At 69.4% G+C, this 24,325-nt stretch carries 12 protein-coding genes and 1 pseudogene; 3 read left to right on the top strand and 10 right to left on the bottom strand.

The features are described from left to right. Positions 1 to 11: 11 nt before the first annotated feature. Both IOD14_RS20030 and IOD14_RS20035 read right to left on the bottom strand, forming a co-directional pair. On the bottom strand, positions 12 to 6,161 hold the full coding sequence (locus IOD14_RS20030; RefSeq protein ID WP_212670975.1) for an RHS repeat-associated core domain-containing protein: 6,150 nt from the start codon (positions 6,159 to 6,161) through the stop codon (positions 12 to 14). Between the two features lie 19 nt (positions 6,162 to 6,180). Continuing rightward, entirely contained in the window at positions 6,181 to 10,398 is a 4,218-nt protein-coding gene (locus tag IOD14_RS20035; RefSeq protein ID WP_212670976.1) for a LamG domain-containing protein, read from the bottom strand. A gap of 402 nt (positions 10,399 to 10,800) precedes the next feature. Here IOD14_RS20035 and IOD14_RS44765 point away from each other — a divergent pair, with 402 nt between their 5' ends. Continuing rightward, positions 10,801 to 14,712, top strand: coding sequence for a WD40 repeat domain-containing protein (locus IOD14_RS44765; protein ID WP_282959519.1), 3,912 nt, complete (start codon positions 10,801 to 10,803; stop codon positions 14,710 to 14,712). Here the strand turns inward: IOD14_RS44765 and IOD14_RS20045 are convergent. The 3 genes and pseudogenes from IOD14_RS20045 to IOD14_RS44345 form a co-directional block, all read right to left on the bottom strand. Then, positions 14,648 to 14,995, bottom strand: a complete 348-nt coding sequence (locus tag IOD14_RS20045; protein ID WP_212670978.1) for an alpha/beta hydrolase — start codon at positions 14,993 to 14,995, stop codon at positions 14,648 to 14,650. The genes IOD14_RS44765 and IOD14_RS20045 overlap by 65 nt on opposite strands. Continuing rightward, a complete protein-coding gene (locus IOD14_RS44340; protein ID WP_249126286.1) occupies positions 14,929 to 15,825 on the bottom strand; it encodes an alpha/beta hydrolase in 897 nt (298 codons plus the stop codon). The genes IOD14_RS20045 and IOD14_RS44340 overlap by 67 nt, the downstream gene beginning before the upstream one ends. A gap of 42 nt (positions 15,826 to 15,867) precedes the next feature. Next, a pseudogene (locus IOD14_RS44345) lies at positions 15,868 to 16,941 on the bottom strand (IS256 family transposase); the annotation flags it as partial. A 223-nt stretch (positions 16,942 to 17,164) separates the two neighbouring features. On the opposite strand from IOD14_RS44345, the gene IOD14_RS20055 reads away from it, so the two are divergent. Continuing rightward, on the top strand, positions 17,165 to 17,770 hold the full coding sequence (locus IOD14_RS20055) for a TIGR03086 family metal-binding protein (RefSeq protein WP_212670980.1): 606 nt from the start codon (positions 17,165 to 17,167) through the stop codon (positions 17,768 to 17,770). A gap of 60 nt (positions 17,771 to 17,830) precedes the next feature. Here the strand turns inward: IOD14_RS20055 and IOD14_RS20060 are convergent, their stop codons facing one another. The 5 genes from IOD14_RS20060 to IOD14_RS20080 form a co-directional block, all read right to left on the bottom strand. Further along, on the bottom strand, positions 17,831 to 18,367 hold the full coding sequence (locus IOD14_RS20060) for an AAA family ATPase (RefSeq protein ID WP_212670981.1): 537 nt from the start codon (positions 18,365 to 18,367) through the stop codon (positions 17,831 to 17,833). Between the two features lie 233 nt (positions 18,368 to 18,600). Beyond that, positions 18,601 to 19,371 carry an NPP1 family protein gene (locus IOD14_RS20065; RefSeq protein ID WP_212670982.1) on the bottom strand — a complete coding sequence of 257 codons (771 nt, stop codon included), beginning with the start codon at positions 19,369 to 19,371 and terminating at the stop codon, positions 18,601 to 18,603. 300 nt (positions 19,372 to 19,671) lie between these two features. Continuing rightward, the gene (locus tag IOD14_RS20070; protein WP_212670983.1) at positions 19,672 to 20,970 is read right to left on the bottom strand and encodes a ThuA domain-containing protein; all 1,299 of its coding nucleotides are present in this window, start codon (positions 20,968 to 20,970) and stop codon (positions 19,672 to 19,674) included. An 80-nt stretch (positions 20,971 to 21,050) separates the two neighbouring features. Next, a complete protein-coding gene (locus IOD14_RS20075) occupies positions 21,051 to 22,424 on the bottom strand; it encodes a chitinase (RefSeq protein ID WP_212670984.1) in 1,374 nt (457 codons plus the stop codon). A gap of 374 nt (positions 22,425 to 22,798) precedes the next feature. Next, the gene (locus IOD14_RS20080) at positions 22,799 to 23,692 is read right to left on the bottom strand and encodes a hypothetical protein (protein ID WP_249126346.1); all 894 of its coding nucleotides are present in this window, start codon (positions 23,690 to 23,692) and stop codon (positions 22,799 to 22,801) included. Between IOD14_RS20080 and IOD14_RS20085 the strand changes: the two genes are divergently transcribed. Further along, positions 23,652 to 24,140, top strand: coding sequence for a GNAT family N-acetyltransferase (locus IOD14_RS20085; protein ID WP_212670985.1), 489 nt, complete (start codon positions 23,652 to 23,654; stop codon positions 24,138 to 24,140). The two genes, IOD14_RS20080 and IOD14_RS20085, sit on opposite strands and share 41 nt — an antisense overlap. Positions 24,141 to 24,325 lie beyond the last annotated feature (185 nt).

Genomic DNA, 24,325 nt, shown 5'->3' on the forward strand with positions numbered 1-24,325 from the left:
CGGCGGCTCGGCTACGAGAATCGATCCCAGCCCGAAGTCTTCGGGGCGAGCGGGTTCCGATAGGGGAGGTCGACGACGCGGACGTTGACGTGGTCGACCCACGGCCACTTGAAATAGCCGGAGTTCACGCCGTGTGTCACGCCGGCTTCTCCCACCGCGGCACCGAGACCAATACCTAGGGAAGCCTGTGCGTACGAGGCGAGCTCGCCGTCGAAGCTGCGCTCCACACCTGCCGCCAGGGTGCCCCCGCCGCCGAGGTGGCCGCCGAGGGACGCCTGGGCGTATGTGCCGCTTCCACCGTTGATCTGGTCCGCGGAGCCACTGTTGTACATGAGACCGATGTCCGCGGCGGCGAAGGCGCCTTCCGTGCCGAATTGCTTCACACCGGCGTTGAAGGTGAAGCCGTTGGAGTCCATCGAGAGGCAGGCGTTGGCCCCGGCACCGTAACCGGCGGCAATCGCCACCGATGGGCAGATGGACGTCGAGCCCTTGGCGTCGGAGTTGTTCAAATCCTCCGTGACGATAGGCCGATCGAATTGTACGGGCTCGGCGGGCTTGGACTTGGACTCTGGCTTGGACGTGGGCTTCGCCTTGGGCTTGACGTAGCGCGGGTTGATGTCCCTCGGATCAAAGAGGTTCGGCTTCCTGGGCTTGTTGAGAATACAGCCAAAGCTGCCGAAAGGCGGGCACCGTCGTTTCCATACCCTCATCGAGGCCTTGTAGATGGCCATCTTCCAGTTGTAGTAGCCCATGGTCTTGGCGGCCGAACGGCTCGGTGCGGCATCGCTGCCATCGAGATCGATGAAGTACTTCAGACCATCCGGGTCGGTCATGGTGGTGGGGTTGTTGATGGCGTAGGCGTACGCGTTGAGCTGCTGCGGATCCTTGGGATCCAGAACGGGGTCGACGGAGAGGAAGCGGCCGAGGTTCGGGTCGTATTGGCGGACGCCGAGCTGGGTGAGGCCCGAGGGCAGTTCGGTGCCGCCGACGAAGCCGCGGGAGCCCGTCCAGGCGGGCTGGGTGCCGCGAGGGTTGCCGAAGGGGTCGCTGCGGCGCAGGGCCGTCGCAGAGTCGGCGGCGTTGACGATGACCCCGTCCGTGCCGTGGTGGTCGGGGCTGAGCCACTTGAGCCCGCCGGCATCGCGGACGGCGATCGTGCGACCCGAGAACGTGTAGTGGCGGGTGCTGGCGGATCGGCGGGTGGTCTTGTCGTAGCGGATCTCGTCGCCGCCGAAATAGACGGTGGTGGCGCCGGTGTCCGTGCTGGCGATCAGGCCCTGATCGGCGTCGTAGCTGTTCGTGGTCGTGACCGAGCCCGAGGTGATGGTCTCGAGCTTGCCTTGCGGGCTCCAGGTCAGGGTCTGGGTCCCCGATGGCCCGGGCCGGGTGGTCATGTTGCCGGTCTCGTCGTAGTCGTAGGCGCCCGCGGCGGTCACCGCGGTCCCGCCTGCGGTGATCGAGGAAACCGTGTTGGGCTGTTCCTCGTCGTCGTCCGGGTAGTTGTAGCGGCTGGTGGTGGCCGTCGCGGCGGCTCCCGAGCCAACGCCGTGCTGGGTCGCGGAGAGCCGGTTGCCGACGGCGTCGTAGGTGTAGCTCGTCCAGTACGGCGCCGGTCCGCCGCCGCTGTTGCCCGGCGAGCCACAGGTGGCGGCGGTGGTGGTCCAGGCGTCGCTGAGGCGCCGGAGCCCGTCGTAGGTGAAGCACTGCACGTCGGCGGTGCCGATCTTCGGCCGGTCGGCGACCGAGGTGACGTTGCCCGCCTTGTCGTAGCTGTAGTTCAGATCCTGCACGCTGCCCGGCTGGCCGCCCTGACGCTGGACGACAGCCCGGTCGAGCCACCGGGTGCCCTGCTTGTAGTAGAAGGTCTGTGCGACCTGCTGGGCTGTCTGGCCTGATGCCGGTAGGTCACCGAACTGGATCTGGGACAGTTCGCCGAATTCCGAGTAGGCGGTGTCGTACACGTACTTGAAGCCGCTGTTGGCCTTCATCTCGAAGGGAAGGCCAAGGCTGTCGTAGCCGTAGGTGAGGGTCTCCTCTGCGACACCGGGCAATGCGGGCAGGGTGACAGTAGCCGGGCTGCCGTCGACCTTGTACGTCGACTTGGTGGTAAGGCTGATGTTCAGCGGGGACAGGCTGGAGGGCAAGGTGAGCGTCTTGCCGGTGGGTCGGTAGGCGGCGTCATATCCGGTGATCGCCGTTGTGTATTTCTCGGTGCCGACATAGCGAGTCGACGAGGTGAGCTGTCCCTTGAAGAGGGTGTCGTATGTCCAGTTCGCCAGCACCTTCGGGCCGTTGGCCGTCTCAAGGCGTTCCTCGATCTTGCGGCCGAGAGCGTCGTGCCGGTAGCCGAGGGTTTTGCCACGTGCGTCCTTCGTCGAGGTGAGCTGCCCGGCGTCATCGTAGGTCTTGGTGCTCTGGCCCTTGTCCGGGTCGGAGATGCCCACCTGCCGGCCGAGCAGGTCATAGGTGTAGCGCCACGTGCTGCCCGCGGCATCCGTGATCGTTTCGATCTCGCCAGTGTTGGTGTAGGTGTAGCGGGTCGTGTTGTGGTCGCCGGTCGGAGTGGCCGCGGCATAGAACTGGCGCTGCTCGCTGAGCTGGCCTCTGGCATCGGTGTAGGTGGTGACCGGCGTGCCGCCCTCAGGCGGAGTCGTCTCGGTGCGGTCGCCGAAGTACGCCGTCGTCGTCTTGTGGAGCTCGGTGCCGAGGGAGTGCACGGCCGTCACGGTGGGTCGCTCTGCCCCGTCGAAGGTCGTACGGGTCATAGCGGGCACCTTGGTGTCATCAACGCCTGCGAGCGTGGTGCCAGGTGTTCCGGTGTCGGCGTAGGGTCCGTTGGCCTGGACAGCCAGCCCGCGGGAGTCGTACAGCGTGTCGGTGAGCACTCGCAACGGCCCCTGACCGGCTGGCCCGGGTCCCACCGCCTGCTTCTGGCGAGAGCGCAGGAAGCCGTCGAACAACTCGTAGCCCGTCTGGGTGTTGCCGTTCGGCTTGAGGACCTCCGTGGACACCCAGCTCGGCCCGTCGGGGCGGACTCCGTAGGCGTAGCGGGTGTTCGGGCTGTCGCCGCTGTCCTTGCTGCGGCCGGGCTTCCACACTCCCACCAGCCGGCCCAGCGCGTCGTACGTCAGATCCGTGCGCCGGCCATTGGGATCGGCGACCTTCACCGGCCGGCCCAGCACAGGGTCGAGCGTGGTCGTCGTGACATGGTCGTCCGACAGGTTGGCCACGTCCATCGGGTTGGTCGCCGTCGTGGACGTCGGCAGACCGGTCTGCGGCGAGTAGCTGGTGGTGGTCTTGCGGTTCAGCGGGTCGACGGCTTCCAGAACCCGGCCGTAGCCGTCGAAGGTGGACCTGGTCTTGGGGATGTAAGTGGCCTCGCCGTCGACGTACGCCTTGAGCTCCTCGACCTTCGTCGCGTCACCGGCCGTCGGTGCCGCTCCGAGGGCGCCGCCGTCATAGTACGTACGGTTATGGGAAACGGCGTCGCGGGGGTACGAAGGCGTGGTGCCGCAGGCGACGGCGTCGGTCCACTCCTCCGACACCAGCTCGAGCTGCCACGACGTCTCGTTGCGGGCGTAGCGGGTGGTGACGCACCGATTGTCGGTCGCCACGTCGACATCGCCGAGGTCGTTCACCTCGATAGGCAGGCCCTCGGCGTTGTACTTGGTGGTGACCTCGGTGGTGCGCAGGCCTCCGGGCTTCAGGGTCGTCCGGGTGGCCGTCTTCTCGACCTCGACGACATGGGACTTCAGCGTGCCGTGGATGGCCGTCGGATCGCGCTTCAACGGATCGTTGATCACGCTGGAGACCACCGGCCCCCCAGCCCCCTCGTAGGTGATCTGCTCGCGCTGGAAGCCGGACAGCTGGTCATCGTCGGGCCAGGTCGCACCCTGGGAGTCGGTGATCGGGTCGCCGCCCATTCCGCGGAAGTACTGGTGCAGCGTCGACGACTGCGTGACCTTCGTCGGGTCTCCGCTCAGGACGCGCACCTTCTCGTAGCCGCGGTATTGGCTCCACGTCCGGCGCGCGGCCGGGACCAGCGGGTTGTCGTCGTACTTCCAGGCGGTACCGCCGACGTACTCGTAGCTGGTCGTCTCGGTCTGCTGCCCGCCGACCCGGTCCTGGAGCGCGACCGACTGGACGCGGTACTTGTTCATCCAGTCGTTGCGCTGGATGTCGCCGTCCGGTGTCCAGATCGCGGGGAAGCAGCGCTTGGTGTTGCCCTGCGCGGCCGGGGGCGAGGTCGGCGAGCAGTCGGTGCCGTCGTAGTAGACCGAGACGGTGCCGCCGGACTCGTTGTTGATCTGGTTGATCCGCCACTTGTTCATCGGCAGCAGGCCGTCGGTGTCGGAGTTCAGCCGGTTCGGCAGCTGAGTCCCGCTGAAGGTGACCTTCGGCAGCTCGATGGCCTGGCCGACGATGTTGTCCCCGGACGCGAGCCCGGTGTGGGTGATGCCGTGCAGCCACAGCGACGGCGTGGTGTTGTCGGTGTTGGGCGGGTAGCTGTGCTCGAACGTCCACCGGTCGACGTCCTTGTAGGCGCTGCCGTTCCACACCTGCGTGGTGATGGTGGAAAGCCGCTTGGTCGACCAGAACGTCGGGGAGAACTTCGTCCCGCAGTTCTGCCCGTCTGCGCACGCCTGGTCGGACGGAAGGTCCGGGCCGCCGCGCTCGGCGTGGTCCAGGACCACCTGGGCGGCCGGATGCTCCCCGTTCCTTCCGCCGTACTCGATGCGGTCCAGGATCCCGCCGCGGACGTACCGGGTCGTCTTCGCCCCGCTGAGGTTGCGACCGTAGTTGTTCGTCTCCGGCGTGTACGAGTACGTGATCGTGTTGCCGTGGGTGTCGATGACCTTGTCCAGGTTCCACCGGTAGGCCTGGTCGCACCACGACGCGTCGAACGTGACCTGCTTACACGGCTCGCCGTCCTCGTTGCCGAACACCGGCACCGTCCACGCCGACGTCTTGGTCTGGCCGAAGAAATACTGGGTGCCATCGGTCGTGGTGAGCTTCCAGTGCTCGCCGACTCCCTCGCTGCCGCCCTTGTCGCCGTTGTCCACCCCGGTCAGCCGCTCGATCCGGCTCCCGTCGTCCTTCTCCGGCCGCCACCTGTTGCCGCCTGCGTACACGAGCCGCGAGGAGCGCCCGTCAAGGCTCAGCGACGCGTTGTCGGTCTCCCAGCACAGGTCCCCGGTCTTCTTGAGCGGGTCGGTGATGTCGTCGGCGCAGCCCATGTAGGAGCGCTCGATCGAGCCCGGCCACATGTCCCAGCCCAGGCCCATCGCCGAGGCCTGGTTGTTCGTCGCGGCCGTCTGGCCGTCCACGGACCCGGAGGAGTACGACAGCGACAGGTCCGGCTCCAGGCCGCCGGGGGCGGCGGGCACCTTCAGCGGATACGAGTAGGTGAAGTCGCCGGACTGCGTCGACACCGCCCACGAACCCGAGGGCGACAGCGACGTCGCCTTGTAGTCGCCCGTCTCCCCGTTCGGGGCGGCGGTGAGCGCGAAGGTCGAACCCGCCCTGGCCACCGTCACGTCCGCGGTCGCCGTCCCGGCCTCAACGTCGTTGGTCGTCGTCAGGACCTTCCCCGCCGAGCCGTTGTTGGGGACCTCGACCAGGCGCAGCCGGGCCGCCCAGTCACCGCCGTAGGCGTGCCGGAAGGACGAGTAGTCGACGGTCAGGGACACCTTGCCGGGTTCGGTCTTCCCGTCGGTACGGCTCAGCTTCAGCATGAGCCCGTCGACGCTCCGCCTCTTCGCGCTTGGGTGATCGATCATCTCCACCTGGACCGTGGGTGGTGTGGCCGACTTCCCGGCACCGCCCAGCAAGACCGATCCGCTGGCGGCACCGACCCATACCGGTAGCGCCTTGGCCCGGACCCGCCGCGCCCCGAATTGGGTCGCCGCCGCCGGTGGCGTCACCTCCGCCTTCCCCGCGGCGGGCCACGACGCAGCCGGCTTCCACTTGGCCACGGCCTCGGCCACCTTGTCGGGCGGCGGTGCCTTGACGGGCACCTTGGCGGTGTCCACCAGGTGCGCGCGGTCCGGCTTGATCGGCGGCCAGCTCTCGTCCGCGCCCGCAGGCGACTGGATGCCCGCGACCAGCCCGACCACCAGGGTCACTGCGGTACCCGAAGCTATGAAACGACGCATGATCATGGCGACTTCCTCAGGTCCGTCAGGGGCGGGTGATCACGTAGCCGAGCGGGCGGCCGAAGTCGGCGCTCCCCTCGCAGAACGGGTCGAGGGACTCGAACCACTCGGCGCCCTCGCTGCGGCATGCGTACAGCTGTTGGCTCTCCATGCCGTCGGGTGGCTCAGACCACAGGTGGCCGCTGGGCCAGGCACCCATGTCGTTCTGGCCTTCGCATGCGACGTCCGTGGACACGAACTCGTCGAACACGTCGGAGCGGCTGTCCTCACACAGCTTCAGCTGCGGTGGGCCGCCTTCGATGCTCCGTAGCGACACGTAGCCCAGCACCTTCTCGGTCTTATAGCCGGATGGCAGGAATTGCGCGTGCGTGCTGGTCCAGCGCTCCCCGTCCGGCCCGCGATAGCGGATGAGCGGCGTGAGCGTTCGTACGTATCCGAAAAGGAACTCGGTACGCACCTTGTCCGGCGTGCTCTCACAGGCGTCGCTATGGGACAGGTAGTGGTCCCCGCTCGCAATCACCACGCACCGGTAGACCGGCAATGTGGGAACGCCCTCGGGCGGGTTCATGTAAACCCGTCCTGCGGTGCCGAGAACCTCGTATCCTGCGCAGTTGGCCGCGTGGTCGAGGAAGAACCCTCCGTCATAGCGGCAGGAGTAGACCGGCCGGGTGTCCGGCGCGCCCTCCGGTGCGCTGAACCCGCGCGTGCCCTCGAAGTAGTACCCCGGCGGCACCGGACCAGGGCCGGTGTAGCGCCTTCCGTCATGCCCGGCGAACTGTCCGAAGGCGCCCGCGAAGGCCGACGGGGGCTGCGGCTCCGTCTGGGCGCTGAGCTCGGCGATCTCCCGGTCCGCCAGCACGCCGTTATAGACGTGGACCTCGTCGATCGATCCCATCCAGTTCCCCGCCGGCTGGCCGTTCCACCTCCCCCGGCCGATGACCAGCGGGCCCGTCACGTTCGAGTTCTGCGTGCCGACCGCCTTGGTCCCGGCCAGGTGCCCGTTGACGTAGATGCGGATCTCGCCCGTCTGCGCGTCATGGACGGCGGCGATCGCCGCCCACTCCCCCTGGACCGGCGTCGTCCCGGCCCCGGCAGCGTCCACCGACAGCGGGGTCGGGTTGGTCTGGTCCGGTGCGGTGACCAGGTGGAAGGACCACTTGTGGTCGCTGCCGACCTTGCGGCGCTGGAGGAAGAACCCGCTGTGCTGGCCGCCGTCCTGGCTCACCACGGTGCGCGCCGTGTCGTCCAGCACATCGGGTCTTACCCGCGCGGCGACCGTGAAGCTGGTGTCGGTGCGCGCCACCAGCGGCTGGGAGGTCAGCCCGGCGCCGGTCCCGTCCGCGAACCGCACCGCACCGCTGCCGACCTTGCCCGTGACCCAGCTCGCGTTGCTCAGGCCGACGGTGCGGTAGTTCCCCGAGGCGTCGCCCGCGCTGCCGCCCGAGCCTTCGTCCAGCGGGTAGTACGCCTCCTCGACCGGTGTCCCGGCCAGGCGATCGACCTCGCTGCGCGGCGTGTCCTCCCCCGGATCGAGGTAGGTCAGGTCGCTGAGCGCCCGGTCATAGATCTGCACCTCGTCGATGTCGCCGGCCCAGTTGTCCCCGAAGGTCCCCCGCGATTTGCCGCGGCCGATCTGGACCGAGCTGGATTCCCACGGTGTAGTCACCACGGCGGTGACGTTGTATTGGCGTAGACCGTTGACGTACAGGGTCATCGTTTGGGTGGGGACGTCGTAGACGCCCGCGAGATGGGTCCACACGCCGACTTGGGCGGCCTTGAGCGATGTCACGGTGATCAGCTCGGCGTCGTCGGTGGCCTTGGTCGCCATCCGGAAGCCGAAGCGGTTGACCTCGCCGATGTACCCCAGCGAGAACGCGGACATCCGGTCGCCCACCTGGGAGACCGCGGTACGGGTGACACCGTTCGCCTGGTCCAGCTTCACCCATGCCGACACCGAGAAGCTCCCGTTCGTGGCCACCGCGGGCCCACCGCCGGGCGCGACATAGGAGTCGCTGGCGCCGGTGAAGTGCAGCGCGTCCCCAGCCCGGCCCTTGGTCCAGCGTGTGGGCCCGAGGGCCACGGTGCCGTTGTGACCGCCCGTCGGGTCGGTCACGCCGGCATCGGTCCAGCGACCGTCCAGCGCCCACTGCGCCACTGGGCTCGCGCCCTTCGCCACCTTCAGCGTATGGCGCTCGCAGTCCGAGCTCACATTGCCGGCCCGGTCGACGGCCGTCACCCAGATGTCCCAGTCCGCCGCCTTCATCGGCGTCACCTTGAACGAGGCCTCACCACCCAGTTCCTCCGCGGGCACGCTGCGGGTCGTACGGCATTGGCTGCCGCCCTGTGCCAGGCCGTACCGGAACTCGACCACATCGGGGTCATTGGCCTTGACCGTGAACTCGGCCGGCGCACCCACGGTCGACTCGGAGGGCGGCTTGGCCGACGGCCTCCCGGGCTTTTCGTTGTCGATGTCGAGCTGGCACATCCCGGTGCCTGTCTGCGGCCCGAACAGGCTGGGACCCCAGTTGTCGCCGGCCCGTGCCCGCCATGAGAGCTGGAACCCGTGCTGGAAGGTCCCCTGCGGGATGACGTCGGTGAACTCCGAACCATTGACCAGCGGCCCAGGGGCGTTCGGCGGCTCGTGCATGGATCCATGCCGGGTCCACCGCTCGAACCGCATCCACAGGTTGTCGCCGTCCCGGTCGGTCCCGGTCGCCCGCAGCGTGATCGGAGCGGCCGCGTTGCTGGCATAGTCCGGGTTGTTCACGTCCGTACTGCACGGGCGCGTCGTGGTTCCCGCCGACCAGCTGAAATTCTTCGGCACGTCGGGCGGCCAGTTGTAGTGCACCAGCAGCGAGTACGCGTCGAACTTCTTCCAGCTGTAGTCCTCGGTCTCATCCTCGGCGATCAGCGCGAACGCGACGTGGGTCGCGCGCTGGTCGTTGGAATACCGCACCTGGTCGCCGACGCCCCAGCCGATATTCGCCGGCCCGCATGCTCCGCCCGGCTCGTAGCCGTGCATCTCCCTGCGTGTCCCGCCGATGGGAGCCGGAAATTCCATCTGCGAGTTACGCCAGGTGAGGTCGGCGCCGAACGGGTTGGCGTGGACCAGGCTCACCCCGAATCTCCTGGTGCCCCCGCCACAGGCCGGGGCGTACACCTCGTGCGCGTTGAACTCCGCACCGGACGACCCGTTCGGGGTCACGACCTGCGCGCCGTGCAGGCCTCTGATGTCGAACTGCACAAACGTACGAGCCGCGCCGATGCCGTTGCACGTTCCGCTGGCGAGCCAGCATTTGCCGACCTTGCCGAGGTTCTGCCCGCCGAATCTGCCGGGCGGCTCGACGTCCCCGCCGCCGTGCCAGAACGAGGAGTCCAGCTTTCCCGAGAAGACCTTGGCCCAGCCGCCGAAGGGGACCCACCAGTCCGGGTCGATCGACACCGGGAACTTGGTGTCCGGGGCCGTGAGCAGTTTCCGGTCCGGGATGACGGTGATCGCGTTCTTGGCCATCTCGAAACGGCCGACCGCCTCGTTCGAGGCCGCGTCCCACATCGCGGGAGCCGGCGAGGAAAAGACGGTCTTCCCCTTGGCGTCGACGAGCTCGGATCCACCGCCCTTGCCCGCCTTCAGGGTGAGCCCGCTCGTCTGCACGCCGAACCGCACCTTGCGCAGCTCCGGGTTCTTTGCGGCCGCGCGCGTCTTGACGACCAGCACTTCGCTGAAGCCCGCCGACCCCGCGGTGAGCTTGAGGTCGACGCCCAGCATCACTTCCGGATACGTGGCGGTGTCGCCCTTGAGCACCGGTGCCGGCAACGGGTCCGGCCAGCCCAGCGCCACCTGCTTCCCGCCCTGGCCGAGCCGTACCAAAGGCTCCTGACCACCCTTGGAGAAGGCCAGCGACACCGCCGCGGCACGCGGGGTGACCGAACCGTCCGGCCGCCGCACCAGGGTGGTGTCGATCGCCACCCACTTGCCGTCTTGGCGCGCCCGGACCGGGCCAGGGTGCAGCACTGCGGTGAAGTGGCCCTTGGGGTCGGCGTAGACCTCCATCGTCTCGGTCCGCTTCGCCACCACCTCGACCCGCTTCCCGGACTCCCGGGCCCGGGTCAGGGCAGTGCGTTCGGCCGGAGTCGGCGCCGAGCTGGTGGGCGAGACGGGCGGCGGCGCTGCCGCGTCAGCAGTCCTCTCCCTGGTCAGGCCACCCGCGCCCAGCCCCGTGAGCAGGACCGAAAGCCCCACCATGACAGCAACGACACCCCGGTACCGCGATCTTGCCAACACCCACCGCCCTCGCCCCGCCCCACCGGCACCCCTGATCGGGAGAAGGATGGCATCGGCGGATCGCGACTGCCCACCCATGTGTGGGCGGAATGTCCTGATCTCGGTGCGCCGCATCTGTTTCCCCCGAGCTGTGGATCGGATCTGCCCAGATGTAGCCCGTTGGTGATTGTTCGTGTTCGAAGCCTGGTGTCGAACAAACAACTCCTGAAAAATGCGACCCGCCGTGCGAGCTGTGACACGGGGGAACGGGGAGTCGCGGGGAGCTGCGGGGACCATCGGGGAGGTGCGGCCATGCCGCGCAGGGAGCGACCGCTGGACGCGGGGGACGGTCCGTTAGTCAAATTCGCCGCTGGGTTGCGGCAGTTGAGGCGGAAGGCGGGGAATCCGCCGTACCGGAGACTCGCGGAGCAGGCGCACTATTCGATCTCGACCCTGTCCTCGGCCGCCGCCGGGCAGCGGCTGCCGACGCTCGCGGTGACGCTGGCGTACGTACGGGCCTGTGACGGGGACACCGAGGAGTGGGGGCAGCGGTGGCGGGAGGTCGCCGGGGCTCTCGGGGAGGTGAGGGCGGAGCCCGAGGGCGGCGGGCCGGCTGCGCCGTACGCCGGGCTGCGGTCCTTCCGGGAGCAGGACTCCGAGTGGTTCTTCGGGCGTGAGCGGCTCCTGGAGGAGCTGGCCGGGCGGCTGGAACGGCAGCGGTTCGTGGTGGTGATCGGGGCTTCGGGGTCGGGGAAGTCCTCGCTCCTACGGGCCGGGCTGGTGCCGCGGCTGCGGGAGGCGGAGGGGGCGACCGTGCTCGTACTGACGCCCGGGGCCCGGCCGTTGGAGGAGTGCGCCGTGCGGCTCGGGGCGATGGCGGGGCTCGCGCCGGGCGCCCTGTACGGGGAACTGCGGGACGACCCCGAGAACCTGGGGCGCGTCGTACGGCAGATCAACGCCCGGGACGACGACACCGGTGACCGTGAACTCGTGCTGGTGGTCGACCAGTTCGAGGAGGTCTTCACGCTCTGCCGGGACCCCGCCGAACGCGACCGTTTCATCGAGGCCCTCGTCCTCGCCGCCTCGGACCCCGGCGGCCGATGCCGCGTAGCCCTGGGCGCACGCGCTGACTTCTACGCCCACTGCACCCACCACGCGCCCCTCGTCGAGGCCATGCGCGACGCCCAGGTGCCCGTCGGGCCGATGAGCCTCGACGAACTACGCCGAGCCGTCGTACAGCCCGCCCAGCGCGCCGGACTCACCATCGAGGGCGCCTTGCTCGCCACGCTCATCGCCCAGGCCCACGGCCAGGCAGGCGTACTCCCGCTGCTGTCGCACGCCCTGCTGCAGACCTGGCGGCGGCGCCGGGGCAACGCGCTCACCCGGGACGCCTTCGAGGCGGCGGGCGGTCTGGAGGGCGCCCTCGCGCGCACCGCCGAGGAGTTCTACCAGGGTCTGGACCCGGGCCGGCAACAGCTGGCCCGGCAGGTGTTCGTACGGCTGACCGCCCTCGGCGACGGCACGGAGGACACCCGGCGCCCGGCCCGCCTGGAGGAACTGGACGGGCTGGCGGGGAAGGGGCCGGAAACGGGGGAGGGGGAGGGGGTCGGTGCCGGCGGTGACCTCAACGGCGAGATCCGTGCCGTACTCGACCTCGCCGCCGGCGCCCGCCTCCTCACCCTCGACCGCGAGCGCGTCGAACTCGCCCACGAGGCGCTGATCCGATGCTGGCCCCGACTGCACCGCTGGCTGACAGAGGACCGCGAGGCCACCCGCACCGCACGCCGCCTCACCGACGCAGCCCAGGCCTGGGAGGCGCTGGGCCGCGAACCCGGAGCCCTGTACCGGGGCACCGCTCTCTCCCTCGCCGCCGGGCTCGACCGTACGACGATGTCCGTACCGGAGCGAGAGTTCCTGGACGCCGGTCTGGCCGCCCGGGCGGCGGAACACGCGGCGGTGCGGCGCCGGGCCCGGTTCCGGCGCCTCGGCGTGGGGCTGCTGAGCGTCCTGCTCGTGCTGACCACGACCACGGCGGCCCTCGCCGTACGGGCCCAGCGGGCGGCCGACCAGCAGCGCGACGTCGTCGGCTCCCAGCGCGCGGCGGAACGGGCGGCGGCACTGCGCGGCGTCAACCCGGCCCTGGCCGCCCAACTCAGCCTGGCCGCGTACAAGTTGTCACCCACCCCGGAGGCGCGCGGCAGCGTCCTCAGCACCTTCGCCACGCCGTACGCCACCCAGCTGACCGGCCAGTCCGGCGCCATCACGGCGGTGGCGTTCGGAGCCGACGGCCGCGTCCTGGTCACCGGCGACGCCGACCGCACGGTGCGATTGCGCCGGGTACCGGACCCGCACCGCCCGGACGGGCCGGTCACGCTGGGCCGCCTCGGCGGCTCCGTACGCACGGTCGCCGTCAGCCCCGACGCGCGGCTGCTGGCCGCCGGGGGCGAGGACGGAACGGTGGGCGTATGGGACATCGGCGACGCCCGCCGCCCCCGGCTCGCGGCACGGCTGCCGGGCGGCGACGGTCCGGTGGCCGGCGTGGGATTCGGCTTCGGAGTCGGCCCTGCCGCACGTACTCTCGCGATCGTCGCCCGCGCGGGCATCCGGGTGTGGCAGCTGACGAACCCCCACAGCCCCCGCGGCCTCGCCACGCTGGACGCGGGCACGGACATCACGGCGACCGCGTTCCACGGCAACGGCCGCACGCTGGCCACGGGGCACGGCGACGGGGCGATACGGCTCTGGGAACTGACGGAGTCGGGCGAGCGACTGCGCCGACTGTCGACGGTGCCGGGGCAGGCGGGGCAGGTAGACCAGGCGGGGCAGGCGGGCTTGGTCGACCAGGTCAGCCGACCAGACCCCACCGGGGCTACAGACCCCACCGCCCCCGCCACCCCCACCGCCCACTCCGGCCAGGTCAACGCCATGGCGTTCGCCCCCGGTGGGCGCCAACTCGCCACCGGCGGAGCCGACTTCACCGTGCGACTCTGGGACGTGGGTCGGCCCGACCGGCCCCGTCGGACGCAGACGCTCGCCACGCACACCGATGCCGTCAACGCCGTCGCCTTCAGCGCGGACGGGCGTCGGCTCGCCACCGGGGGTACCGATGGCACCGTACGCCGGTGGGACGTGGACGGTGACGGTTCCGTGCGGGAGGCGGCCGTGCTCACCGGGCACACCGGCAGTGTGCGGGCGCTGGCCTTCGGGCCCCGGGGGCGCACGCTGGCCAGCGGCAGCGAGGACCAGAGCACCCGGCTCTGGGATCTCCCCGGGCCAGCCCTCGCCGGCCACACCAGCTCGCTCTACTCCGTCGCCTTCAGCCCCGACGGCCGTACCCTCGCCACCGCCAGCTACGACAGCACCGTGCGCCTGTGGGACCTCGCCGACCGGGACCGGCCGCGCCAACTCCCGCCGCTCACCGGCCACACCGGGCCCGTAAACTCCGTCGCCTTCAGCCCCGACGGCCGCACCCTGGCCAGCGCCAGCGCCGACGGCACGCTGCGGCTGCGGGACGTGGGGAAGGGGCCGCGGTTGCTGCGTACCGTTCCCGCACGCATCGGGCACGTCAACACGCTCGCGTTCAGCCCCGACGGGCGCATCCTCGTCACCGGCGGCGAGCAGGGCGCCGTACGCCTCTGGAGCACGACCGATGTCAGCGAGCCACGCCTGCTGTCCGCCCTGCCGGGGAGCAGTGCCGTGGACTCCGTCACGTTCGCGCCCGACGGCCGTACCCTCGCCGTGGCCAGCCGGAACCACAAGGCCACGCTCTGGGACGTCACCGGCCCGCGCCGCCCCGTCCGGCTGTCCGTCCTCACCGGGCACACCGGCGCCGTGAAGTCCGTCGACTTCGCGCCCGACGGCCGCACCCTGGCCACCGGCAGCGAGGACCGCACCGTACGCCTCTGGAACCTCACCGACCTCCGCCACCCCCTCGCCCGCGACCGCCTCACCGGCTACACCGACGGCGTCATGTCCGTCGCCTTCGCCCCCGACGGCCGTACCCTGGCCGCTGCGAGCGCCGACAGGAAGGTGCGGCTGTACGGGCTGACAGGCGGCGGTGAGGCCCGGGAGCCGGTGCTGCTGACCGGCCACACCAAACCGGTCGACACCGTCGCCTTCAGCCCCGACGGCCGCACCCTCGCCACCGGCAGCGAGGACTGGACCGCCCTCCTCTGGGACCCCGACATCGACCGCGTCGCCGAACGGATCTGCGCCACCGCCCACCCGACGATCACCCGCGCCGAATGGCGCCAGTACTTCCCGCAGTGGAAGTACCGGCCCCCATGCGGCAGTTGACGACACCCTCATTTGCGGCACGTCGGGTCCCCGGCGGGAGCCTGCCCGAGGCCAGGTACGCGTTCACCGTGCCGTCCACGCAGGCGTCGCCGTACACGCCGTACACCCCATGGGCGATCACCCCGTCCAGGGTGAGCAGCCGGGAACCCGTCAGCAGGCGGTGCATCGCGCGGCTGCCCCGGTATGTGGTCGCCGTGTCGCCGGTCGCGGAGACGATCAGCGCGGACGAGGCGTTGGCGATCCGGGTCGGGGACTCGCGCGGGGATCGGGCCAGAAGGCGCACGGGGAGATGTTGTTCGTCAGCGGGCCGAAGAGGGGGTGGCGGGCGCGGCCGCGTTCGATGTCGCGCCAGTACGCCTCCGGGTCGCGCGGGGCCGCCGCGTCGCCGCACAGGATCGCGGCGGCCGGGCTGCCGTAGTGTGAACTGGCGGCGTCCAGCACGAACCGCAGGCTCCCCTCCAATTCCGGAGTCGGCGCGACGGCGATCCGCCGCGCCGCCTTCTCCAGCACCGCCACCGAGCGCGCGAACGCGGCCCGGCCCGCGGCGCGGTCGGTGCCGACACCGTTCCAGAAGAGATACGGCACCAGATGCTCGTCGATGTCGTACGAGCCGACGCGCAACGCCCGCTCCGACGCCGCCCCGACGATCCGGTGGACGGTCGCGAGCACGGCGTCCCGGCTCGCCCCGAGCCCGTACTCCCGGTCCCGGGCCGCCGTCCAGGACGCCCATGCGCCCAACGCCCGCTCCACCACAGGCTCGTTGCCCACCCACGGCCTCGGATTACAGCGGCGCGGATCACCGGCGCTGTAGAGGACCACCCGGTCGGTGCGCCCCGGGAACAACTGCGTGTACACGGCGCCGAGATACGCGCCGTAGGAGTACCCGAGGTAGGAGATCCGGCGCTCGCCCAGCACCGCGCGGACGACGTCCATGTCCCGGGCGGTGTTGCGGGTCGTCACGTACGGCAGTACGTCACCGTGGCGGCGTACGCACCCTGCGGCCAGCTCCCGCTGGACGGCGACCTGGTGGTCGAACGCGGCCCGGCCGGTCCCGGCGGAACGGATCCAGATACCGGTCGGCCAGCCGCAGTCGATCGGCGTACTGCGCCCCACGAACCGCGGATCGATCCCGACCAGGTCGTACCGGGCAGCCGCCGTCCTCAACTTGACGGTGCTGAAGGTGGATTCGATCGGGTTCGTCGTTCTGAGGTGGACCCAGTGTTCGGCGGGAAAGTCGTAGAACGCCAGGAGTTCATCGGCCTCGTCGGTGACCTTCTTCACCGCCTTGGGCCACTTCGCGCCGTAGGCGCGATCGAAGTCCTTGACGGCCTTCTCGGCGTGGTCGCGGTCTTCGGCGTTGTAGATCTCCTGCAGTGCCTTCTTCGCTCCGGGCTGGGCCGACTTCGGCAGGGCGTTGACGACGTTCCGCGTTTTGTGAACCCAGCACCTTTGATGCCTGGCCTGCGGAAACACCTCTGTGAGAGCCCGCCACAGGCCCATCGCGCCGTCACCGACCACGAGCTCGGGGGCCCGCATGCCGCGCCGCCGGCAGTCACGTAGCAGGTCGGCCCAGGACTCGGTGGACTCGCGCAGTCCTTCGGCGAGCGCGATGAGTTCCTTGCGGCCGTCGGTGCGCACTCCCATGAGGACCAGGACGCAGGAGCGGGCCTGGCCGAGGCGGATCTTGGGGTGGACGCCGTCGGCCCACACGTAGACGTAGTCGAATTCCGACAGGTCGCGGGCTTGGAAGACGGCGTGGTCATCGCTCCATTGCTTGGTCAGCCGGGTCACGGTGGCCGGCGAAAGCCCGGCCGAGCTGCCGAGGAACTGCTCCATGGCGGGCACGAAGTCGCCGGAGGACAGTCCGTGCAGGTAGAGGAGGGGAAGGACCTCGCTGATCTTCGGGGACTTCCGGCACCAGGGGGCCAGGATCTTCGACGAGAACCGCTCGCGCTCGCCCGTGGCAGTGTCGACGCGCTTGTCGTTCACGCGCGGCGCCTTCACCGGGACCGGGCCTGCGGCCGTGGTCACAGTGCGCTCACGGTGGTGACCGTTGCGGACCACCAGCCGGCGACCGGCTTCGTCACGCTGGTCGGCCAACTCGGCTATGTACTGGTTGACTTCGGCCTCCAGGGCCGCGGCGAGCATCCGCCGGGCGCCCTCGCGGACGATGTCGTCCATCAGGAAGCCGGTCTCGGTGGTTCCGTCGTTGTTGACTACGCTGAGCACAGGCGCGCCCGACCCGCGCGCCAACGCGGGCATACTCGATGACCAGAAGTCGATCACTCGGGAAGGTACGCCCTCCGCGTTCCGCGAGGCACCCTTACCGAGGCCGATCCACAGGTCTTGAGCATTGCTCGTCCCAGGCTTGGTACCACTGGTACAGATAGTCCTACGTGTTGGTTCTCCTGGTCGTCACGGGCCCGGAGTGGACGCATGGGGGGCTTTTTCGATGAGCGATGGCGTGATCTCCAGCGGTTGGGACGTCCTGGACGCCTCCCACGAAGCGCTGCGTACGACGGTGGACGCCGTCCCCGCGGACGGCTGGCACCTGCCGACGCCGTGCGAGAACTGGAGTGTCGCCCAGGTCTTCCAGCACGCGGTGGGCGACCAGATCGGCTTCGCCGCCGCGCTGACCGGTGAGCCCGGCCCCGATTTCAACCCGTTCGACCCGTCGGGCGACATGGAGGGGGCGGACCCGGCGGCGTTCCTGGAGGATGCCCTGGACCGGGCGGCGAAGGCGTGGGCGGGGGCCGACCGGGATGCCGCCGAGGTGCCCGTGCCGGTGCCGCCGCACCGGTTGTCCCCGTGGTCCGGCTCGGCAGCGTGCGGGCTGGACGCGGCGGTCCACGCCTGGGACATCGCCCGCGCGACGGGCGGGCCGTCACCGCTCACGCCCGATCTGGCCCGCCCCCTGCTCAAGGTCGCCAGGGAGATCGTCGAGCCGCTCCGCGCATACGGCGCGTACGCCGCCGCCCTGGCCCCGGAGCCGGGCGACGACGACGTGGCGCTCCTGCTGCGCTACCTCGGCCGGAACCCTCGGTGGAGCGCCTCGTAGGGGTGGAGGGGGCGTACCGTCTGGTTCTCGCCTGCCGGGAAGCGCGAAACGGGCCGCAACTCACGCATCGCCTCTCGGCGCCTGAATTGCGTCGATCACGCTGTCCACCACCTCGGTCACCGGCTTCGATGCATCGATGATCGTCGCGCCGAGGCTGTCGTAGAGCGCTCGCATCCGAGGGTTCCACTTCAGGGCAGCTGCAAGCTCTTCGGGATGTCGACCGAATGTGTTCGTGGTGCGGGTCGCGAGCCGGTGGCGGAGGGTGTCCTCGTCGATCACCAGGCACACGAGGGCATCGAAAAGATCGCGGACGTCGTCCTCGTTCTCCGCCGACCCGCACAAGAACGCGATTCGGAGACGAGACTCCTCGGCGAGGGCCTCAACACGCTCACGGACGATCGTCCACCCGTAGTGGTCGAGCCAGCCCTCGGGAACGGGATCGGGGGGATCCAGCACGACCTCGCCCGTGGCCCGGTCGATCCAGCGACAGAAGCCGTCCTCGTCGGCGTCGAGCGCCACGTGACCACGCGCCCGCAACACCCCGCAGACCGTGGACTTGCCCGTCCCTGAATTGCCCGTCACCCACACCACCGTCACGCCGCCAGCGTAGACACGGCCACCTCGCGTCGGCGACGCCATTGACGCGATCAGGAAAGGTGTGCAGCTTCAAACGCATGACCGCTCCGGCACAGTCGCCGGACGGCCGAAGCCCCAGCCCAGCTGCCAACGTCGGTGGCAGCCGCCCCGACATGCGGGGCGGCGACCTTCATGTCCTGCGGTCTCGGCGCGATGCCGGCCCGCCAGTCACGCATACCGGTGACGCGTACGGGTCATGCGAACGGGTCGAAGGGGATTTCGCCCGGCTTCGCCTTGTTGAGCGTGTCGTTGAACTTGGAGTCCTGGAGCGGGAGGTTGGCGTTGCCCCAGTCCGAGCCGTTCAGGAGGGTGCGCAGGTTGGGTGCGAGGTTGTCCCAGGTGAGCAGGTTCTCCTGGTGCCAGGCGCCGGTGTCGTTCTCCGCCGTCTCGCCCCACTTGGCGAAGCGGAAGGCGTGGGTGCTGGCGCCGTCCTTGTGGTAGACCGCCATGACCCGCTGGCCGCTCATCGGAACATCGGCGATCGGGTGCGTGCTGAAGCCCCCGTGCCGGGAGGCGGACAGGTACGACGGCGTGTCCGCCCCCTGCTCGACCCATACGACCATGCACTCCCAGTCGTGGCGGTGGCCGATGCCCGGAGAGGCCTCGTCCTTCTCGAAGTAGCTGGCGTAGATGATGCCGCACCAGCCGTTGTTGCACTTGGCTCGCGAGTAGGTGTTGGCGTGGTCGAGGTGACCACCGCGGCACTGGCCGGTGACGGGGCCGGTCGGCTTCAGGCCGCCGTTGAGGTTCCCGTTCGCGTCGATGGCGGCGGCCGGGTAGCAGGAGTCCGTGTCGTAGTCGTACACGGGCTCGAAGTGCTGCTGGAAGGCGGTGGCGTTCTCGGGCAGGTTCTGCAGCACGCCGGCGGAGGCGCTGCCGGTCAAGGTGACGGCGAGAGCGGCGCCGCTACCCGTGACGGCGGCGAATCTGACAAGCCGCAACGTTCTGCTGGTGGTTCGAGGCATGGGGGGTCTCCGTGGCGACGTGATGATCGCGGACATGACATCCGGCGTGTGCAGACAGAGACTGGCAAGCCGAGAGACTGATGGAAGGGCTTTCCGTCAAACTGGTGGCGGTATTTTGCCGAACTGATCGACGCCCGTCGGGCGTCCGGTGCCCGCTTGCCCGCTGACGGTGCGGACGGTCAACCGGCATGCCCGCGTGCGATGTCACGCGCGCGGGCATGGGTTGCGGCCGGGTGGAGTCGAGTTGGCTTCACCACCTGGGCGTGGTGACCCAAGGGGGCGGTGACACCGCGCAGTGGCTCAGGACTGCGCGGTGAGCTGGAAGGCCTGGGTGGCCGATCCGTCGCAGGTCCGCTGGGTGAGCTGGACGCTGTTCGTCGTCGGTGCGGCGGCCGTCAGACACTTGCCGCTGTGCCGGGCGACGAAGTGATAGCGCCCGCTCGTCTCACGCACCGGCTGCCACTGCTGATTCGTGCCGCCGGAGTAGGCCCACAGCTGCAACGGCGCGTTGTCCGCTGTCGAGCGGTCGGTCACGTCGATCACCTGCGCGGGGTTGCCGCGGGCGGTGATCTGCATGTACCCGCTGTCCGTGCTCCGGAACTGGTACTGCTGCGCTGTCGTGCCGTTGCAGGCGTACTGCTGGATCGCTGTCCCGTTCGCGGTGCTTGCCGAACGGGCGTCCACACATGTGCCGTTGCCGCCGTTCTGCACGCTGTACCAGGCGGTCTCGGAGATCTGGTCGCCGGTCGGCGGAGTCGTGGTTCCGCCCCCGCCCAGCCACTTGAGCCCGTCCAGCAGGAATCGGTTCTGGGCCGCGCTCGCGAACGTCGACGAGAGCCGCGTGTTGGTCGTGTAGTTCATCGCGTTGTGGCCGAAGTTCGCATACAGCATCCGGTACTTCGTGTTGGTCCACAGGATCGGGTAATAGCCGCTGTACCAGGACTGGTTGGGGTCCGTGCCGACCGGGAAGCTGCTCGGGTCGATCGATGCCAGGATCTTGATGTCCGGGTTCTGCCGCAGATCCCTGGACCAGCTGTACCACTCGCTGACCGACGAGGTGAACGTGGCCGGCAGGTTCACGGTGGCCGGGCTCGTACGGTCCTCCACCTTCAGGGTCACCGCGGTCGGCCCCCAGGTGTTGGACGCGAAGTTGCCCGAGCCGAGGAACGTGTTGTGGTACCACGACCAGCTCGCCGCGTCGGTCGTGAACGCGGAGACGTGGAAGCCCATGAAGCCGCCCCCGCCGCGCATGTACGCCTCGAAACCCGCGCGTTGGGCGGACGTCTGCGGCAGATCATCGAGGAACAGGACGACTTGATAGGCGTTGACCCCGCCGTTGGCGAGCAGGTCCCAGTTGGTGCTGGCCGTGTAGGTGAAGCCGTTGGCGGCCGCCTGCTGCGGGAACCAGACGTTCGCCTCCTTGTCGAAGTCGATGTGCGCCGCGTCGTAGGTGCCGCTGTAGAGGGCGAGGACCTTGAACGGGGCTGCGGTGGTACTCGCCTGTGCGACGGGCGGTACGGCCGCGAGGCCCAGCAGCGTGGCCAGCAGGAGCAGGATCCGCAGGAGTGCGCGGGTGGGGCCGGATCTGATGGTGCTCATCTTCTGGTCGATCCCTTCCGTGTGGTCTACGGGTGGTCACTCCGGTAGGCGGTAGCCCCCGGGCGAGAGCGCTTTCGACGTCAGCCGGTGTACCGGGCGAAGATGCTGGTGAACTGCCAGTTGCTCTGGCTCACGCCCGAGCAGGTGTCGTCGTTCGGGTAGGCACCCGGGCAGGGTCGGTCACGGTTCGCGGACCAGAACGTCAACCGCGCCAGGTGATGTGCCTGCGCGTAGTTGAGGATGGTCTGGAAGTCGGCGGTGGTGACGGTCTCGTGGTCGTCGGTGATGCCGTTCATCGACGAGATGCCCATGCGGCGGTAGGCCGCGTCGTCGCTGTAGCCGTACGCGTTCTTCAGTGCGGCCTTCAGTCCTTCGGCTGCCTGCTGGGTGAGGGTGCCCATGTTCTGGCCCGCGCCACCGAAGTCGAACGGCATGATCGTCCAGGCGTCCACGGTCAGCCCCGACGACGCGGCCCGGTTGATCAGACTCGTGTCGGGACCGCTCTGCCCGGTGCCGATGGTGATGTACACCTTGATGCCCGGGTTGTTGGCCTTGACGGTCTTGAGCGCGTCCACGGTTCGTTGCTGCACGGTGCCGTTGCTGTACGCGTCCGCCTCGAGGTCGATGTCTATCGCCTTCAGCGAGTAGGCGCTGATGACCTTCTGGTACGCCGCCGCCAGCTCGCCGGCGCTGGAGCAGGAACTCTCCAGCTTGTTGCCGCTGTAGCCGCCGAAGGACGGGATGACATCGCCGCCGTTCGCCCGCACGGTGTTGACGGTCTGCTGGTCGACTCCGCCCGTCAGCGCCCGGCCGCCGTCCCACTGCGGGTTGCAGTAGCCGTTGCTCAGGACGAACGCCAGCGTGAACCACTTCACGCCGGTCGCGTTCATGACATTCGTAGGGCTGGGTGGATTGCCCCAGCCGTTGTAGAGGTACGGCGCCACGGCCATCGGAACGGAGCCGGGCGGAGTCGTACCCCCGTCGGCGGCAGGCGCGTTCCACTTCTGATTGGCGGCACCGGTGCAGGTCCAGATCTGGGTGCGGGTGCCGTTGGCGGATGAGTTGCCGGTGGCGTCGAGACACTTGTCGGCGGCCGGGTTGACGATGTCGCGGGCGGTGCTGACCGTCCACTTCTGGTTGGCGCCGCCACTGCACGTCCAGAGCTGGAGCTGGGCTCCGTTCGCCGTCGAACTGCCAGTGACGTCAAGGCACTTGCCGAGAGCCCGGATGGTGCCGTCGGAACCGACCGTCCACTGCTGGGCGGCGGTGCCGTTGCAGTCGTAGAGCTGTACGGCCGTGCCGTCGGCCGAACTCGCACCGGCCACGTCGAGGCATTTGCCGCCCAGGCCGGTGATCGTGCCGGTGGCGGCCGAGGCGGAGGGCGCTGCGAGTGTGCCTACAGCGGTGAGGCCGAGCGAGAGGGCGAGAGCGCAGCGCAGGGCGAGGCGTTGCATGGTGGGGGCCTTTCGTCCTGGGTGGGGGTGGACGCCGCCTGCCTTGGGGCGGTGAGAGGTGAACACAGGTGTTCACGTATGTGTGCGGAGGATGCATGCGTGGAGGGTCTGCTGGCTGGTGAACCTAAAGGTCTACACCAAAGCCGTCAAGAGGTGTGACCGGGGAAGTCCGCCACGGCAGCGGTGAGTTGAGAAGTTGTAGGCGCAGTAGCAGTAGGCCAAGTCGCGTGGGGAGCTGCACTGGCCAGGGTGGTACGGCAGGAGTCTCATCGGCGCGCGCCGTCATGGCTCTGCACGGTGTTGGCGACCGTCACCTCGGGGCGAACCCGGAAGGCAGGTCAGGCGCACTGCAAGTGCCTCAGGGCCTCAGGGCCTCAGAAGGGGCGTACGGGCTCGACGCCCGGTGGGAATCCAAGGATTCCGGGCCCGGTGACGGAGCCGTCCTCGATCATGGGCGGGCAGACGCTCCAGTCGGCGGCGATGCGCATCACCTGCCGCTCCGTGGGCATGGCGTCATGCCAGGCGTCCCATTCGGCTTCTCCCCAGTCCTGCCGGACCTCTTCCCACCCGACCAGCCCGACGCCGAGTTCCCTTTCAATGGCGGTGGGTTCTCCCTGGCGCAGGGGAATCTCACCGCTCATGCCGATGTAGCAGTAAGCGCGGGTCAGTTCACCGGATTCGACCTTGGCCCAGGCGTGGTAGTCGGTGACACGTTCGGTGTGGAAGTACTGAAGGTCCCCGACACGTGCGGCCAGCGCTCGCAGCCAGCTGGGAAAATCCGGGTGCGCGGCGTCGGTCCCGTGCGTCAGGTGGAACCTGCCGTGGGCGAGCGTCCACTCCGGAACCGGTCTGGCGACGAAGACACCTTGCCGGTAGGCGAGTTCGGTGCCGGTCTCCCAGTCGATGCGCTGCCGGTGCCGCAGGTCGAGGGCGTCGGCCAGTTCCTCCGGCCCGGCATCGCGCACTGCCAGCCATGACGTCTTGAAGCCGAACGACATGAACCCTCCCGCCCTGGTCTCCCTGAACCTTGCGGGATCGTCGCAGACGGCACTGACATCGCGCGCCGACCGACTGAGGCAGCGGGATGACAGTGCCGGTGCCTGCCGGTGCCTGCCGGTGCCTGCCGGTGCCTGCCGGTGGGATGTGGGTGGCTCGCGCCAGGAGAACGTCGCCGATTGCAGCCGACCCGCCGCACGAAGGTATTCCTCGGTGCGAAATACTCTCCCGATGAGTTCACGCACGTCCCCGAGCAGCCAGCCGATCACCATACGGAGGGCAGTCCCGAGGGATGCCAAACGGCTCACGCGGATCGTGCGTGGCTCGAGCGCCTACGCGGGTATGTACGCGGCCGCAGTCGCGGACTACCGCGTCGGTCCCGATTACATCGAAGCCCACCGCGCCTTCGTGGCCGTAGGTGCTGACGATGATGGTGGCCGGGTCCTGGGGTTCTACTCACTCGTCCTCGCTCCACCGGAGCTCGACCTGCTGTTCGTCGCCGACGAAGCGCAAGGGCGTGGGCTGGGACGGCTGCTTGTCGCGCACATGCAGTCCGAGGCCCGGGCCGCCGGACTCGACCGAGTCGAGGTCGTGTCGCACGTCCCCGCCGAGGACTTCTATCGCCGGGTCGGTGCGGTGCGAACCGGAACCGCCCTCGCGAACCCGCCCGCCGTGCCGTGGGACCGGCCTACATTCGAGTTCCGTATCCCTACGGAATGATGCGGTGTGCCCGGCCACAGGGAATCTGATTCGCGAATGCAACCGTGGAGATCGGTTGGTGCGCACGGGTGCGGTCCGGGGCGGAGCAGGCAGGCTGGGTGTCGCAGGCGTCGAGCGTGACGCCGACAGGCACCGCGACCGCGCGCCGCCCCCGCCCAGGCGACGGCCAGAACGAAGAGCGCGGT

Source organism: Streptomyces sp. A2-16 (assembly GCF_018128905.1).
In the GTDB taxonomy this organism is placed as follows: Bacteria; Actinomycetota; Actinomycetes; order Streptomycetales; family Streptomycetaceae; genus Streptomyces.

Excerpts from the sequence above, each read along its gene's own strand:
- IOD14_RS20030 (WP_212670975.1), bottom strand. The coding sequence starts at position 6,161 with ATGATCATGCGTCGTTTCATAGCTTCGGGTACCGCAGTGACCCTGGTG.
- IOD14_RS20035 (WP_212670976.1), bottom strand. The coding sequence starts at position 10,398 with ATGGTGGGGCTTTCGGTCCTGCTCACGGGGCTGGGCGCGGGTGGCCTG.
- IOD14_RS20055 (WP_212670980.1), top strand. The coding sequence starts at position 17,165 with ATGAGCGATGGCGTGATCTCCAGCGGTTGGGACGTCCTGGACGCCTCC.
- IOD14_RS20065 (WP_212670982.1), bottom strand. The coding sequence starts at position 19,371 with ATGCCTCGAACCACCAGCAGAACGTTGCGGCTTGTCAGATTCGCCGCC.
- IOD14_RS20070 (WP_212670983.1), bottom strand. The coding sequence starts at position 20,970 with ATGAGCACCATCAGATCCGGCCCCACCCGCGCACTCCTGCGGATCCTG.
- IOD14_RS20075 (WP_212670984.1), bottom strand. The coding sequence starts at position 22,424 with ATGCAACGCCTCGCCCTGCGCTGCGCTCTCGCCCTCTCGCTCGGCCTC.
- IOD14_RS20085 (WP_212670985.1), top strand. The coding sequence starts at position 23,652 with ATGAGTTCACGCACGTCCCCGAGCAGCCAGCCGATCACCATACGGAGG.
- IOD14_RS20080 (WP_249126346.1), bottom strand. The coding sequence starts at position 23,692 with ATGGTGATCGGCTGGCTGCTCGGGGACGTGCGTGAACTCATCGGGAGA.